Annotated in this window: 16 protein-coding genes, 1 tRNA gene and 1 pseudogene; 3 read left to right on the forward strand and 15 right to left on the reverse strand. The window is 61.1% G+C overall.

Annotation, left to right across the window (positions count from 1 at the left end; genetic code table 11):
* From ABLA28_RS06855 to ABLA28_RS06875, 5 genes are all read right to left on the reverse strand, one after another.
* Positions 1-632: thiamine pyrophosphate-dependent enzyme (locus tag ABLA28_RS06855; RefSeq protein ID WP_347713037.1), on the reverse strand; the 632-nt coding region annotated here is incomplete at its 3' end.
* 1 nt (position 633) lies between these two features.
* Entirely contained in the window at positions 634-1767 is a 1134-nt protein-coding gene (locus ABLA28_RS06860) for a 2-oxoacid:acceptor oxidoreductase subunit alpha (RefSeq protein ID WP_347713038.1), read from the reverse strand.
* Positions 1760-1987 carry a 4Fe-4S dicluster domain-containing protein gene (locus tag ABLA28_RS06865; RefSeq protein ID WP_299303004.1) on the reverse strand — a complete coding sequence of 76 codons (228 nt, stop codon included), beginning with the start codon at positions 1985-1987 and terminating at the stop codon, positions 1760-1762. The genes ABLA28_RS06860 and ABLA28_RS06865 overlap by 8 nt, the downstream gene beginning before the upstream one ends.
* 136 nt (positions 1988-2123) lie before the next feature.
* A complete protein-coding gene (locus ABLA28_RS06870) occupies positions 2124-3320 on the reverse strand; it encodes an HD-GYP domain-containing protein (RefSeq protein ID WP_347713039.1) in 1197 nt (398 codons plus the stop codon).
* Between the two features lie 46 nt (positions 3321-3366).
* Complete coding sequence (locus ABLA28_RS06875; RefSeq protein ID WP_347713049.1) at positions 3367-4278, reverse strand: DUF4365 domain-containing protein; 912 nt, start codon at positions 4276-4278, stop codon at positions 3367-3369.
* A 341-nt stretch (positions 4279-4619) separates the two neighbouring features.
* On the opposite strand from ABLA28_RS06875, the pseudogene ABLA28_RS06880 reads away from it, so the two are divergent.
* A pseudogene (locus ABLA28_RS06880) lies at positions 4620-5381 on the forward strand (DMT family transporter); the annotation flags it as partial.
* Positions 5382-5394: 13 nt separating this feature from the next.
* On the opposite strand, the gene ABLA28_RS06885 reads toward ABLA28_RS06880, so the two are convergent.
* Both ABLA28_RS06885 and ABLA28_RS06890 read right to left on the reverse strand, forming a co-directional pair.
* Complete coding sequence (locus ABLA28_RS06885) at positions 5395-7362, reverse strand: YgiQ family radical SAM protein (protein WP_347713040.1); 1968 nt, start codon at positions 7360-7362, stop codon at positions 5395-5397.
* Between the two features lie 86 nt (positions 7363-7448).
* A tRNA-Pro gene (locus ABLA28_RS06890) sits at positions 7449-7526 on the reverse strand.
* Positions 7527-7954: 428 nt separating this feature from the next.
* Between ABLA28_RS06890 and ABLA28_RS06895 the strand changes: the two genes are divergently transcribed.
* Both ABLA28_RS06895 and ABLA28_RS06900 read left to right on the forward strand, forming a co-directional pair.
* On the forward strand, positions 7955-8320 hold the full coding sequence (locus ABLA28_RS06895; RefSeq protein ID WP_347713041.1) for a nucleotidyltransferase domain-containing protein: 366 nt from the start codon (positions 7955-7957) through the stop codon (positions 8318-8320).
* Complete coding sequence (locus ABLA28_RS06900; protein ID WP_347713042.1) at positions 8307-8768, forward strand: HepT-like ribonuclease domain-containing protein; 462 nt, start codon at positions 8307-8309, stop codon at positions 8766-8768. The genes ABLA28_RS06895 and ABLA28_RS06900 overlap by 14 nt, the downstream gene beginning before the upstream one ends.
* 72 nt (positions 8769-8840) lie before the next feature.
* On the opposite strand, the gene ABLA28_RS06905 is transcribed toward ABLA28_RS06900, so the two are convergent.
* The 8 genes from ABLA28_RS06905 to rpmH form a co-directional block, all read right to left on the reverse strand.
* Complete coding sequence (locus ABLA28_RS06905; protein ID WP_347713043.1) at positions 8841-10256, reverse strand: ComEC/Rec2 family competence protein; 1416 nt, start codon at positions 10254-10256, stop codon at positions 8841-8843.
* Positions 10257-10279: 23 nt separating this feature from the next.
* Entirely contained in the window at positions 10280-10984 is a 705-nt protein-coding gene (locus tag ABLA28_RS06910) for a ComEA family DNA-binding protein (RefSeq protein ID WP_347713044.1), read from the reverse strand.
* Positions 10985-11012: 28 nt separating this feature from the next.
* Entirely contained in the window at positions 11013-11825 is an 813-nt protein-coding gene (locus ABLA28_RS06915) for a prolipoprotein diacylglyceryl transferase (protein WP_347713045.1), read from the reverse strand.
* A 16-nt stretch (positions 11826-11841) separates the two neighbouring features.
* Complete coding sequence (jag, locus tag ABLA28_RS06920) at positions 11842-12552, reverse strand: RNA-binding cell elongation regulator Jag/EloR (protein WP_299302155.1); 711 nt, start codon at positions 12550-12552, stop codon at positions 11842-11844.
* A gap of 65 nt (positions 12553-12617) precedes the next feature.
* Positions 12618-13397: a YidC/Oxa1 family membrane protein insertase gene (locus ABLA28_RS06925; RefSeq protein WP_347713046.1), complete on the reverse strand. Its 780-nt coding sequence runs from the start codon at positions 13395-13397 to the stop codon at positions 12618-12620.
* Positions 13398-13426: 29 nt separating this feature from the next.
* Complete coding sequence (gene yidD / locus ABLA28_RS06930; RefSeq protein WP_347713047.1) at positions 13427-13732, reverse strand: membrane protein insertion efficiency factor YidD; 306 nt, start codon at positions 13730-13732, stop codon at positions 13427-13429.
* A complete protein-coding gene (rnpA, locus tag ABLA28_RS06935) occupies positions 13722-14114 on the reverse strand; it encodes a ribonuclease P protein component (RefSeq protein WP_347713048.1) in 393 nt (130 codons plus the stop codon). Before rnpA ends, yidD begins: the two co-directional genes overlap by 11 nt.
* Positions 14096-14236 carry a 50S ribosomal protein L34 gene (gene rpmH / locus ABLA28_RS06940; RefSeq protein ID WP_299076994.1) on the reverse strand — a complete coding sequence of 47 codons (141 nt, stop codon included), beginning with the start codon at positions 14234-14236 and terminating at the stop codon, positions 14096-14098. The genes rnpA and rpmH overlap by 19 nt, the downstream gene beginning before the upstream one ends.
* Positions 14237-14454: the final 218 nt, after the last annotated feature.

A 14454-nucleotide genomic window follows, 5' to 3' on the forward strand; every position in this document is an offset into this window, starting at 1 on the left:
TTCTTGCGGCCGAACTGGGTATGGCAGTGGGTCACCACCTCGATGACCGAGAACCCCTTCTTCCTGATCCCGTTCGTGATGTACGTCTCGGCCTGGCGGGGATTGGCGATGGTCGTACGAGCCACGTAGGAGGCGCCTGCCCCCTCCGCCAGCCTGCAGATGTCGAAGGCCGGATCGATGGCGCCGAAGGGCGTCGTCGAGGCCCAGGCGCCGAAGGGCGTCGTCGGGCTGGCCTGCCCGCCGGTCATGCCGTAAATGTTGTTGTTCATGACGATGGCGGTGATGTCGATGTTGCGCCGGCAGGCATGGATGAAATGGTTTCCCCCGATGGCCGTGCAGTCGCCGTCCCCCATCACGTCCACCACGGTGAGCTCCGGGCGGTGCAGCTTGATCCCCGTCGCGAACGCCAGGGAGCGTCCGTGGGTGGAGTGAAGCGTGCAGGCGTTGATGTAGCCCGCCATGCGGCTGGAACAGCCGATCCCCGAGGCCAGCACCGTGTTGGACTTCTCCTTCTTGAGCGCGACAAGCGCCCGGATCAGGGCGTGCATGATGATGCCGTGCCCGCACCCCGGACACCAGATATGGGGCATGAACCGCGTCCGAACCCAGCTGAGGACCTCTGCACTCGGCATGTCAGGCCACCTCCTCGATCTTACGGGCAATCTCGGACGGCTTGAAAAGCTCGCCGTTCACGAGGTTCAGGGGCAGAACTTCGCTTCTGCCGCGGAACAGGCGCTCCACCTCGAGGACCATCTGACCGCAGTTGAGCTCGGGGACGATGATCGTCCTCGCTCCAAGGGCCATTTTGGCCAGTTCCGAATCCGGAAAGGGCCAAAGCGTTATCGGGCGAAAGAATCCGACGGGAATCCCCTTCCTGCGTGCGTCCCGGACGGCGCGCAGGGCGGAGCGGCCGACGCTTCCGTAGGCCACCACGACGATGCCCGCCCCGTCCATGAACTCGGATTCGTATTCCACGACCTGGGACCTGACCCGTTCCACCTTGCTCATCAGGCGCAGTATCTTCCTTTCGATCTCCGGCGGATTGTTCGTCGGGAACCCCCAGTCGTTGGTCGTCAGCCCCGTGACGTGCCAGGAGTAGCCGTCTCCGAAGGAAGCCATGGCCGGAACTCCCGTCACGGGGTTCGGCTCGTAGGGGGTGAATTTCTCGGGCGGGACCGATGGGCGCGGCCGGTTCTCCAGCTTTACGGACGAGGGATCCCTCTTCGCGACCTTTTCCCTCATGTGCCCCACGATCTCGTCGCTCAGGACCAATACGGGCTGGCGAAATCGCTCCGCCATGTTGAATGCCTTGACGGCAAGGTCATAGCACTCCTGCACCGACGATGGAGAATAACAGATCGTCGCATGGTCGCCGTGGGTCCCCCATCGCGCCTGCATGACGTCCTGCTGTGCCGTCTTGGTCGGCGTACCCGTCGAGGGCCCTCCCCGCATGACGTCCACGACCACGATGGGGATCTCCGCGATGTAGGCGAGGCCAAGGTTCTCCTGTTTCAGGGAGAAACCGGGACCGGAGGTCGCCGTCAGCGCCTTGGCCCCGGCGATGGAGGCGCCGATAGCGGAGGCGATTCCCGCAATCTCGTCCTCCATCTGGATGAAGTGCCCCCCCCTCTTGGGAAGCTCCTCGGCCATGACCTCCGCGATCTCCGTGGAAGGGGTGATCGGATACCCTCCGAAAAAGTTGCAGCCCGCCAAAAGGGCGCCGTGCGCCAGAGCGGTATTACCCTGCCAGAAAGCGAACTCAGGCATCCGCATCCCCCTCTTTCTCCTTTTCCGTAATCGTTATCGCAAGGTCCGGACAGATATTTTCGCACTGACGGCAGCCAATGCAATCGTGTTCCCGAACCGGCGTCGATTTCAGACGGTCGCTCAGCTCCAGCACGGATTTCGGGCAGACTCCGACGCACAGGGAACATCCCTTGCACCATGCGATGTTGACCCCCACCCTGAACTGTTTTTTTTCGGCCAACGACAACACACCCCCTCGATATTCACACAGAACACGGCACAACCTGTCTGAAAACGGTCGAACGGGACGCAAAACGCCGTTGCGAACACACCCCTCGAAGGAACGCAACGGCGGAAGTTTTACGTCCCGATGACGCTCAAAAAGCCAGTTTATCTTTATCGTCGGATCGGAGCGAACGCTTGACAAACAGCTCCCGCTCCTCGGAAAGGTCTATGAGTTTTTTCTCCGTCAGTCTGTTGCCGAACCGGTCCAGAGTGATCGCCACCTTGGGACGCACCAGGTCCTTCCCATAAGCCCCCACGACCGTACCGACGCTGCCGTCGGAGAGCTCCACCAGGGAGCCCGAGGGATATATCCCTACGGATAGAAGCAAAACCCTCATCACGTCAGGATCGAAGTGTGCCGACATCGCGCCGGTCATGACGGACATGGCCTCCCGGCTCGGCATGGGATTCTTGTAGACCCTCTTGGCGGTCAGGGCGTCGAAGACGTCCGCCACCGCCGCGATCCGCGCCTCGATCGAGATCGCCGTCCCATTCAGGTTGTCCGGATATCCGCCGCCGTTGTAGCGTTCGTGATGTCCCCGGATGACCTCGAGGGAACGGCGGTCCGTGATTCCGTTGGAGACCGCGAGCTCCTCGCCCAGTTCCGGATGTCTCTTCATGACGGCGAACTCGCCGTCCGTGAGCTTGCCCGGTTTGTTCAACACCTCGAGGGGGACCCTTGCCTTCCCGAGGTCGTGCAGAATGCCGCCGATAGCCATAAACTCCGCCAATTCGGTCCTGCCCGGGAAAAGGCGCTCCGCCAGAAAACTCGAAAGGAGGGCGACGTTCAGGGAATGGACGCTCGTGTATTCGTCCCAGTTCCGGACCTGCCCCAGACAGAACATCAGTTGAGGGGCCCCCGAGATCCTCCGGGCAAGGGTGCGCCCCTGCTCCGCGAGGTTCTGGACGTCCTCGGTCGTGCACTCCCCCTCTTTGATGCGGCCGAATACATCCTCCACCTGCGAGACCGTCTGACGTGCCAGTTCCGGCTCCAGCGGCATAACCGCGGGATCCGCCGTTTTCAGATAGTCCTCGAGGTTCTGCAAATCGGAGATTCCGGGCAGAACGACCGGTACGGCACGAATATTGGAGCGGCGCAGTTTCGCCTCGACCCTGTCGATCGAGGAGGCCAAAGACGACAAAGGAGTCCCCCTCGGGAGGAGGATTCCCCCGGACTCCCCTATGATGTCGTCGGCCACCTCGGCCACACCGGAACAAAAATTGGACAATTCCTCAAGCGGGATGTCCCTCCGGATTTTTGTCTCGGTGCCCTGTGTCCGTTCTTCCATAACTCAACCCTCCGCGGGGCGGGTAAGACATTGCCGATAAGTCGGTTCAGTCGTCTCTCGCGTCATAGATCTGAAACTTGATTCCCCTTCGATAATCCTCTCCGAACTCCCCGCCCGCATTCCCCTCGGGGAACTCTCCCCGCCTCAGGAAGCGCTCCGTCGTCAGGAAGGAGCGCCCGAGATCGTTCAGGGAGAGGCGAAGCCGGAAACGGGCGATCTCCCCGGCCTCCACGGTCCAGGGGAACAACGCCCCGGACGGCTCCGCGCCCTTCTCGCGGTAAAAGGCCCCGTCCACCTCAATGAGGGCCCACGGGAAAAGGGAGGGGAGACGAAAGATATGGGGCATGTCGGCATCGGTCTGGAAGGGCCATTCAAAGACGGCCTCCCGCCCCCCATTCTCCTGCAGCACACAAAGCCGAAGGCTTCCCTTGGCCGTGGGCTGATTGATCCATTCGTCCATCTCCAGCAGAATACCGCCTCCGCCCCCGATAATCTCCATCCAGGGGCGGTCCAGGGCGAGGCGCGCCAGGTAGGGGCTGTAACAGGGCAGATCGACGATCGCTCCCACGGAGTCCGGACCGTAGACCTGATCGTACGGCACCAGAAGCTCCCAGTTCTGCCCCGATATCTCGATCGTCTCCGGCGAGACGGACTCCCAGTGAATCCGATCGCGCTGAGCGTCATAGACCATCACAAGCACGGGAAGGGAGTGCTGGAGCCAATAGGCAACGTGAGACATCTCCCCGCGGCAGACGTAGCCCCGGGCCGTGCGTTCGAGGGAGCCGCCCTCCTCGGAGCGGACCTGGAGTCCGACGACCTTGCCCATTTTGGGATACGCCTCCGCGATCTCCAGATGGGCGTTCAGGCCCGTATCTCCTCCGCGCTGCTCCCGGAAGATCAGCTCGGGGAGTAGCGCGGAAATTCGACTTGCCGCATAGATACCGATGCGCTCGGCCATATCGTTCAAGAGCCTCCACCTCACCTGACAAGGACTCGTTGGTACAACCTTGAATATTCTACCTCATTCTCCAGAAAAAACGGCCCGGAGCCAAGAGAGAAATACGGATCCTTCCCGATGGAAACGGTCCGACATCCCGATATTATAATCTACGGTCGAAGGGGTGTAGAGGGCGTCTCTTTCTCCGCCGCTCCCTCCTGCCCGACGAACGATTCATACTGACTGCAGGAAAGGTGAGGCCCCGCATGGACCACGAATTCTCCCGTACTTCCGCCGATGTTCAGACCGTCGTTTCCGAGCCCGCGCTCCGTTCCTCCGTCCGCATGGCCTCCGGAATCCGGATGTGGCTTGCCGATGCGGCCTTGTTGGCCTGCGCCTTTCTGTGGGGGCTCGGCTTCGTCGCCATGAAATCCGGGCTCTCCGTCTACCCCACGTGGTGGCTGCTCTTCCTGCGATTCGGAGGCGGAACGCTCCTGATGTTGTTTTTCTTCCCCAAACGCATACGAAGGGCCTCCGGCGGGGACCTCCTCGGAGGCGCCGTCATCGGCCTGTTTCTCTTCCTGGGCATGGGGCTCCAGACCCTCGGCCTGAACTACACCGCGGCGGGCAGACAGGCCTTCCTGACCGCGGGGTATGTGGTCCTCGTGCCCCTGCTTCTGTGGGGCCTGCGAAGGCTCTTCCCCGGCTGGCTCACCCTGGCGGCAGCCCTGGTCTGTTTCATCGGCATGGGGTTTCTGACGTCAGACCTCTCCGGGCCGATAAACCGCGGGGATATCCTGACCATCGCCTCGACGTTCATGTTCGCGGGACAGATCATCTCCATCGGGCACTATGCCGCCCGCGGAGATCCCATCGTGCTCACCTTCGTTCAGTTCCTGGTGACCGCCGCCCTGTCGGCGCTTGTGGGGTTCGTCTCCCACGATCCCCTCGTATGGCAGGGCACCCGAGGGCTCATCGAGGTCGGCTTCGCCACCTTTTTTGCGACGTTCGCCTGTTTCCTGATACAAAACTGCGCGCAGAAGTTCACCCTGCCCAGCCATGCCGCTCTCCTGCTCGGGCTCGAGTCCGTGTTCGGGCTGCTTGGCGGCATCTTCCTTCTGGGCGAGGCCTTCACGTTCAGAATGGCGGTTGGCTGTCTCCTGATCTTCTCCTCCGTGGTCGCCGTCGAGCTGGCGCCGCTTCTCCGCGTTTCGGGCGTTCCTGCCAGGGCCCGCGGGCGGCCTTCCCCATCGTCCCATCTGGAAAGAGGGTCTTGACGCAGTCCATCCTGCCGGCCCTTCTCAGGGCCTCCAGGACCCGTTCCCTGTTTTGGGGCATGCGGTGCTGAAGCAGCGCCCGCTGGTCGCGCCGTTCTCCGGCGGAGCGGGGCACGAAGACGGGCTCCCGCGTGAAGGGGTCCATGCCCGTGTAGTACATGCAGGTCGCCAGGCTGCCGGGGGTCGGGATGAAGTCCTGGGCCTGCTCCGGACAGAAATCGAGCTCTGCGGCGAACTCCGCCAGCTCCACCGCCTCCGGAAGCCCCGAACCGGGATGTGAGGTCATGAAGTAGGGGACGAGATACTGCCTTTTCCCCAGGCGTCTGTTCACAGCCTCGTAGAGGGCCATGAACTTTCGATACTCTCCCACGTCGCCCTTCCTCATGTACCTCAGGACCGTGGGCGAGGCATGTTCCGGGGCCACCTTGAGCTGTCCGCTGACATGATGTTCGCACAGCTCCTCCAGGAACCTCCGCCCGTCCGCCCCGGCCAGCAGAAGATAATCGTAGCGCAGCCCGGACCGTACGAACACCTTCTTCACCCCGGGGACGGCCCGGCACTTTCTCAGAAGTTCGAGGTAGTCCGCGTGGCTGGCGTCCAGGTTCCTGCATGGGGTTGGGAAAAGGCACTCCCTTCCCCTGCACGCGCCCCGCGTTGCCTGATGGGAGCACGAGGGATGCCGGAAGTTCGCCGTCGGCCCCCCTATGTCGTGGATATACCCCTTGAACCCGGGCAGACGCGTCAGCAGCCGGACCTCCCGTAAAATCGACGTGTGGCTCCGCGCCTGGATAATTCGTCCCTGATGGGCATGAATGGCGCAGAATGAGCAGCTCCCGAAACAGCCCCGATGGCTGGTCACGCTGAATTGTACCTCGGCAAGCGCGGGGACCCCGCCGTCGGCGTCGTACATCGGATGCCAGGTCCGCCTGTAGGGGAGATCGTAGACAGCATCCATCTCTTTTTCCGAGAGAGGAAAAGCGGGAGGAAGCTGGACCAGCGCCTTTTTCTCATGGTGCTGGACAAGGGGCCGTCCCTTGATCGGGTCCTGTTCCAGGGAGGATATCCGGTAGGCCTCCGCAAAACAGCTCCTGCTCGCCGATATCTCCTTCCAGGAGGGGAGCTCGACGAACGCCTCCGGCAGGCCGTCCGGCCCTGCGGCATAACAGGTGCCCTTCACGTTCCGTATCGCATCGACCGGGACGCCGTCGGACAAAGCCCCGGCGATCTCCAGAATCTGCCGCTCGCCCATCCCGTAGACCAGCAGGTCCGCCTGGCTGTCGATCAGGATCGAACGCCTCAGGGCGTCCGACCAGTAGTCGTAATGGACGAATCGGCGCAGGCTGGCCTCGACGCCGCCGACGATCAGGGGGATGTCTCCCCAGAGGCGGCGTATCCGCTGACAGTAGACCAGGGTGGCACGGTCGGGGCGCAGCCCCCTGCGTCCGCCGGGCGAATAGGCGTCCGTGCTCCGTACCTTCTTGGACGCCGTCAATTTGCCCAGCATCGAATCCAGGTTGCCGGCCCCCACAAGTACCCCGAGCCGGGGACGCCCCATTGCGGTGAAGTCGTCGTCCCCGTGCCAGTCCGGCTGTGCTGCGATGCCGACCCTGTAGCCTTCGTGCTCCAGGAGCCGGCAGATCAGGGCGGCGGCGAAGGAGGGGTGGTCGACGTAGGCGTCCCCGCTGACGAAGAGGAAATCCAGTTCCCCCCAACCCCGGGACTCCATATCCCCGCGGGAGACGGGCAGAAAGGCGGCATGGCCTCCATCGGCCCCGGCGGAGCTCTCCCGCAGCCTCCCGTTTCGCGAAGAGGGCTTTTTCCCCGTCACGATCCTTCCTCCCCTCTTTCTGCAGAAAATGCGGCCTTGCGAAAGGAGGCCCGGGGAACGAGCCCCGAGCCTCCTTTTTCTCTCGATGGTCGGGGCGAGAGGATTTGAACCTCCGACCTCTTGGTCCCGAACCAAGCGCGCTAACCAGGCTGCGCTACGCCCCGAAAGATTCCTTTCCGGCTCCCGAGTCGGGAGACATCATACCCCCGCTCCGCACCACGTAAGGAACGAGGGGAATTTTAACACGTTCCCCTCCTCTCGTCAAACAAGGCACAAAGAAAGGTCATAGCTTTGATGCTGATGATTTCAGGCTTTTGCTTGACGGGCTCTATTGTCTACGGGAGGGGTTACAGGCTAAATTTCACCCGCTCTCTGCCGGTTGGTTTATGGAAGCGGGAGGGCAATATCGTATGATACAACGGAAAAGATCACGACCGTGAATGGTCGGAAAACAAGCGGGGCTGTGATTCGCGCTATTTCGGTCCGGTGTCCCCGGACTTGCCTCAGCCTGCGAAATTACTCTTGAAGCTGTGATAAAATCAGTTCAGGACATAATTTAACCTTGGTCTTATTCACAAGGGGGTGGATTTTCGTGCCGCAATCTGTGACGTTGGAATCCGAACGAGAGCGACTTACAAAAGAACATATCGCTGCATTGGTTCAGCCTGTTGCCAAAAAGTATGGGATCAAGGCTATATGGCTTTTTGGGTCACGAGCACGTGGTGATAATCGACCTGATTCCGATGTCGACCTGTTGATTCGTTTAGACGGCGCGGCAGTCAATGGTTTTGCTATTGGAGGTATATATAACGACTTAAACACGGCTATTCCAGATATTGATGTGGATATGATCGAGGAATCCGCTTTGGAGGACAAATTAAAAAATCTCAATCGGTCTCACGTTAACTTCAAAAAGAATGTTATGCGTGAGAGGGTGTTGCTGTATGTTGAAAACTGATCGGGCTCTCTTAGAGGATATTCTGGAGCAATGTCTCTGGATCAGGAGATACGGCGAGCTCGCAGACGCTCAGTCGCCTGGCGAACGGAGCAGAATTGTCAACTCGGGGTTCAATGCAGGCGACATCTTCGACACGCTGCATTTCAATGCTGCGGTGATGAATATACAGCAGATTGGCGAGTTGGCGAAAAGGTTAAGCCCGGAGTTTGTCCTTCGTACGCAGGATGAGATCCCATGGTCTAATATTAGAGGAATGCGCAACGTTATCGCCCATGACTATGGAAAATTATCGGAGAACACGGTTCGGGAAATTGAACTTAGGGATATACCGAAGTTGGCGGCATTTTGCGAGAAGGTGCTCAGCGCTGCAAAAACTCAAAATGGCGATATCCCCGAAGCCGAATCCGCAAGAAATCAAACAAACGGGCAAAAAGACCTCGAAAGGTAGAATGCCCTGGTGCTGACGGCTGCGGATGACGCGGCGGTAGCATTTCCCTCCGTCGATAGGTCCGAGGAAAAATCAAAGAAAAATCAGAAAGGCGGCGGCCGAGCCCACCCAGGCGATGAGGGCGGTTTGCGCCCAGGAAAGCCGCATTGCACGGCAGAGCCAGAAAAACAGGAGCCCCGTTCCGCACCACGACATGAAGGGCCCCCATGAAATCGTCCAGGGGACGAGGAAGACAAGCCCATTCGCCAGCAGGCCCCAAAGGGAAAAAGCCCCCTCCGCCGCATCCAGCAGCCATGACGTCAGGGGCAGCCCGGCCAGATGCAGAAGAGCCGCGGCCGAGGTCAGGGAAAACGCGAACGAAAAGAAGGCGGGCGCAAAGAGGTTCAAAATCAGCCCCGCCAGGGGGACGCTCCCGAAGGTGTAGGAGGTCTGGGGGAAGGAGATGAGCCAGATGGAGGGGCTGAGCACGATCCAGAAGGCCGTTCCCCGCAGGCTCCCCTCCTCGAGGACCGCGGCGATGAGGAGCGCGGCCAGGACGGACAGGCGCCAGCCCACGTTCCAGAAGAGATGGGGGGAGAACAGGAGGAGGCTTACGGCGGCAACGGCAACGGAGTTCACGGAGCTCCGCGGCCGTCCGAGGAGCTCCGCCAACAGGGCGGTCTGGATCATCGTGCCGGCGCGCAGGGCGCTTGGCGCGGCCCCGGTCAGGAGGATGTAGATCCACAGGAGCAGGGAGAGCAGGGGAATCCGCAAAGGGCTTCGCCGCAGCAGCAGGAAGGCGGAAAACACGACGATCCCCACGTGAAACCCCGATACGGCGAGAAGATGACTGGTCCCCCACGCACGATGCGCCTCGTTCAGGGATGCGTCCCGATAGCCCGTCCAGGCGGCGCGAAGATAGGCCCCGGTCAGAGCGGGCGTGTGGATGGTCAGGAGGCGGGAGACCTCGTAGCGAAGACGGTGAAGATTCCAGGGTTGTTTCGGCGTGGGCTCGAGCCTGGAGGCGGCAAGCCATGCCGTAACGCCGTACCCCCTCCAGAAACGTTCCTCGTCGAAGCCCGTGCCGGCCGCGCGGCGCAAGGGGCGGGAGATCCCCTCCGCCGAGAGGCGCATCCCCTCGGTCACGGTGGCGAAGGGAAGGCGGAGAAGGAAACGCCCCTGCGGGGTATCGAGGACCGCCGTGTAGGTCCGTCCCCAGGGGCGGACCGAGGTCACGGTCCCCTCCGTTCGGATACTCATGGGCGCAGGGAGAGGGCGATACAGCACGCAGACAATCCTGACGGAGGCCAACAGGGTCAGAAGGAGCACGAGGACGAACAAAGGCCACTGCCCCCGCTCCTCCTTTCGGAAGGAACAAAGCAGCACGCCTGCTGCCGTGAAGGAGGCGAGAATCGGAAGAAGAACGGGACCGGCCTCCTCCTCGAGCCCCATCGCCGCAATCAGGGCGGCCAGGATGGCCAGAAAGGGAGCTCGTTTCAGGATCGTCATAGGTCTTCCCGCTCAGGCTCAAGTCAGGGGCCGACCGTCGCCCGATCCCGGAATCCCTCTAGCTTCGCGGCCCCGATACCCCTGACCTGGACAAGCTCCTCGACGCTTCGGAATGGACCGTTCTTCTCCCGGTACTCGACGATCCTCCTGGCCAGCGCGGGGCCGATGCCCCGCAAAGCCGTCAGCTCCATCTCCGAAGCGCGGTTCACATCGATCAGGCCGCCGTCCTTCGACCTGGCCGGAGGACCGATGCGGACCGTCGGAGCCGCAACCACAAGGGCCTCCTGAGGCTGACGCTCCCCCTTGCGCGGTACATGTACGTGCATCCCATCCGCCAAGGGCTGGGCGAGGTTGACGGCGACCGGGTCCGCAAAACCGTCGAATCCTCCCGCCGCGTCGACGAGGTGGACCGCACGCGCGCCGGGAGGCAGGCGATAGACACCCGGACGGCGGACGCTGCCCGTGACGTAGAGGAACCATTCTCCTGATGCGGGTTGAGCGGATGGGCCGGAAGGATCGTTTTCCTGGGACGACGAAATGGGGGTTCCGCCGTGATGCTGAGGCTGTGACCCCCTGACATCCCCGGTATTGGGGGGCGATGAAATGGAGGAAAGATGCGTCCGGACGGAGGGCAGACCCCGAACCAGAAGCCCTGCCGCGAGAAAACAGGCCATGCCTACGGCGACGCAGAACGCACCTCGATGTCTCTCCCAGAGAGTCCGCCACACTCGACTTCCACCTCCTCGATTTGGAACCCTAGGAAATCTTGTCCTTTGCGGGCGTTGGAGTTGAGACGGCGGTCCTGTTGGATCGAAGAGAAACGGCCAGCCACAGGATCTCCAACGGCAGCGCCGCCAGCAGTATCCAATGCGAAAAGCCCAACCCCTCGAGGAGCCCCTCGGCCCTCAGCCCATCGATGGACAGGCGCATGACGGAATAGAGGATCAATCCCAGCGGGGTGATCACGGAGGCGCCCCCCAACCTCTTGTCCCGGCTTCTGTGTCGCAGGGTGAAGCGCTCGACGGCCAAAAGGGTCACGAGGATCGCCAGAGAGGCGACGGAGTAGTATATCTGGGTGGGATGGCGCATCACGGACGCCGGGTCGTAGGGAAAGTGCACGCCGAAACGGTGCAGCGTGGGGATCCCGACGCAGCATCCGTTGAAAAAGCATCCCCATCGTCCCAGAGCCATCGTGAAGATCGCCGGAGGGGCGACGACGTCGCAAAGCCTCTGGAAGGGAAGCTTCGCATTACGCCAACAGAGGAAAAAAGCGGCCAGAAAAGCCCCCGTGAACGCCCCCACCTCCGAAAGGCCTCCACGGCGAAGGTCCAGGAGCAGAGAGGGGTTTTCATAATAGGCATCGAAGTTCCAGAGATACTCGAGGGCCCGAGCGCCAAGAAGCATGGCGAAGAACGCCCATCCGATCACGCGCCGGGCCTCGCCGTCGTCCACCCCATAGAGCCGGAAACGCCGAATGCTCCAGAGCATCGCCAGGGAGAGCGCCAGCATCCAGAAAACATAGTACGTATCGAGGGTTATCGTCCCAATCTTTATGAGAACGGGGAACATGGGGATTCCAATTCGGTCAGCGGCGCCTGCGGCGGTGCGGGAAACGCGACGATGCGGGCCTGTAACCGCTGCCCTCCTGGAGTTTGGCGGCATCGATCTTCGGCATGACGACCACCTTGCGCTCCGGGGCCTCCCCCACCGACTCGGTCTTGACATCCTCCCGATCCTTGAGGGAGGTGTGAATCACCCAACGCTCCCAACTGAGCATGGGGTCGAGGCGGATGGGGACCCCGTACTCCACGACCTGTCTGGCCGTCGCCTCGGCCAGACGCTCCAGGCTTCGTATCCTGCGCTCCCTGTAGCCGTTGCTGTCGAGACGGACGCGGGGCTGAGACCCGGGGTCGCGCAGGGCGAGATTCAGCAGGTACTCCATGGACTTCAGGCCGTCGCCGTGCCGGCCGACCAGAATTTCCGCGTCCTGCCCCTCGATGTCGACGACGTTTTCCTCCTCACGAAGGACCGTGTCGGCGCGAAGATCCATAAGCTTCAGCAGGTCGTCAACAAAATCCCGCCCCCTGCAAAGCAGCGAACGCTCGGGCAAGGTCACCTCGACCTTGAGTTTTTTGCCGAACAATCCTAAAAATACTTTTTCGGAGCCGATCACCTCGGACCGGAGCTCCTCCGCGGGAACGCCCCATTGACGGGAGGCCAGATCCAGTGCTTCCTCGACGGTATTCACGTCGAAAACAAGGTGCTTGTCGTCAATAACATGCTTATCGTCGGTCACGGAAAAAACCTTCTTTCCTCAATTCGTCCTCGAATCCGTCCCTGCCCCTCTCCGCATCGCTACGCTCAGGCTTCGGATTTGCGCGTCGGCTTCTCCTGAAAGAGCGCCGGTTTTTCCTGCATTTCCTGGTTGGTCCTGCGGATGACGCGCAGCTGATGAATCACGCCGAGCAGGGAGGAGACGCCCCAGTAAAGCAGAACCCCTCCGGGCAGGCTGAGGCAGATGAAAGTCAGGAAAATAGGCATGAACCAGCTCATCATGGCCATCTGGGGGTTCCCTGAGGCGGAAATGTGCTGCTGGTACCAGGTAAGAAACGCGATGATCAACAGAAGGATGGTGTTGGGAAGCCACATGCCTAGGTTGGAGAAGAGCAGTGAGGGGTTGGAGAGGGCGGAAAAAAACACCATGACGAAGCCGAGTTGGCTGTTCGGAATGGGGACGCCGGCCTCATCCACCAGGTTGATGGCCTTGGCGACGGTCGTCAGGACCGATCCGTCGAGCTGGACGGACAAGAACGTGGCGTCGGTAAAACCGTGACGGGACAGGGCACTGTAGAGCAGAATGAAGATGGGAAGCTGAATGAGCAGGGGCAGGCACCCCGCAGCCGGGTTGACCTTGTGCTCCTTGTAGAGGGACATCACCTCTCGGTTCAGCGTCTCCTTGTCGTCCTGGTACTTCTCCTGCAGGACCTTCATCATAGGCTGAAGCTTCTGCATCCTCTGCATGCTGACCATCTGTTTCTGCGTCAGGGGATGCATGGCGATACGAACCAGGATCGTCAGGAGGATAATCGCCAGCCCCCAGGAGTTCGTCAGCAGGTAAAGGCTTTCCAAAAGCCATGTCATAAAGTTTCCGGCCTGTGTCCACAAATAACTCAAAAAAGTTCACCATCCCTATCCGACTTGGCAGATCCGCAACGTCTTGGGGGAGGATCGTAGCCCCCCTCGTGCCATGGGCCGCACTTCAAAAGGCGCCGAAGCGTCATCCATGCGCCCATGCAAAAACCCCATTCCTGAAACACGACAAGCGCGTACTGGGAACAAGATGGGTAAAAACGGCATCGGTGTCCCAGCAGCGGCGATATGAAACGCTGATATCCTCGAATCAGCAGCACCGCCAGAACTGCGGCGGGACTGCCGCAGCATCGCCGGCGCGAGCCCCGCAGGCGTTCAGGGGACACGGCGCAAAACGGGCGAATCCCAGTCCGCTCCGTTCCACCCGTCGAGCAGAAGGCCCTGCCGCTGCAGGACCCTGGTCATATCATGCCAGACGGCAACGGCGGAGGCGCCAAGAGCCCGGTCCTTCAGAGATAGGACAAGCGCCGCATCCGAGACCACCCAGGGCACCAGACGCCGAAAGGCCTCGCGCAGAATGCGGCGCCCCCGGTTGCGGACGTGGGCTTTCCCCTGACGTTTACCCACCGCGTACCCCACGCGCGGTCCGATTTGGCCCGGACTCCTCAAAAACAACAACCGCACCAGATCTCCCTGAACGCGAAGACCGGTGCGGAAGATGAGGTCGAACTCCCGACCTTTCCTCAGGGTTACGCCATGGTCAGGCACTTACGGCCCTTGCGCCTTCGGTTGCGAAGAATTTTGCGCCCCGAGGGAGAGGAAGAACGAGCCAGGAAACCGATCTTTCTCTTGCGCGGCTTCCTGTGCGGCTGGAAGGTCCCCTTATCCATAAACAACGCCTCCTTACTATCTATCCTGTCCGAACGAAAATACTGTCGAAAGCGAAAAATATCATGTGAAACGGCTCAAGACAACGGAACAAGTTGTATCTCAAGCACATAAACCAGGATAGTATAGCATAGGTTCTGAGGTTTGGACAACAACCCCCTCCCCCCCCAATCCGCAGGCAAAAAAGAGCACCCTGCAGGAACTGTTAGAGAGAACAGTG

Source organism: uncultured Fretibacterium sp. (genome assembly GCF_963544685.1).
Taxonomy (GTDB): domain Bacteria; phylum Synergistota; class Synergistia; order Synergistales; family Aminobacteriaceae; genus CAJPSE01.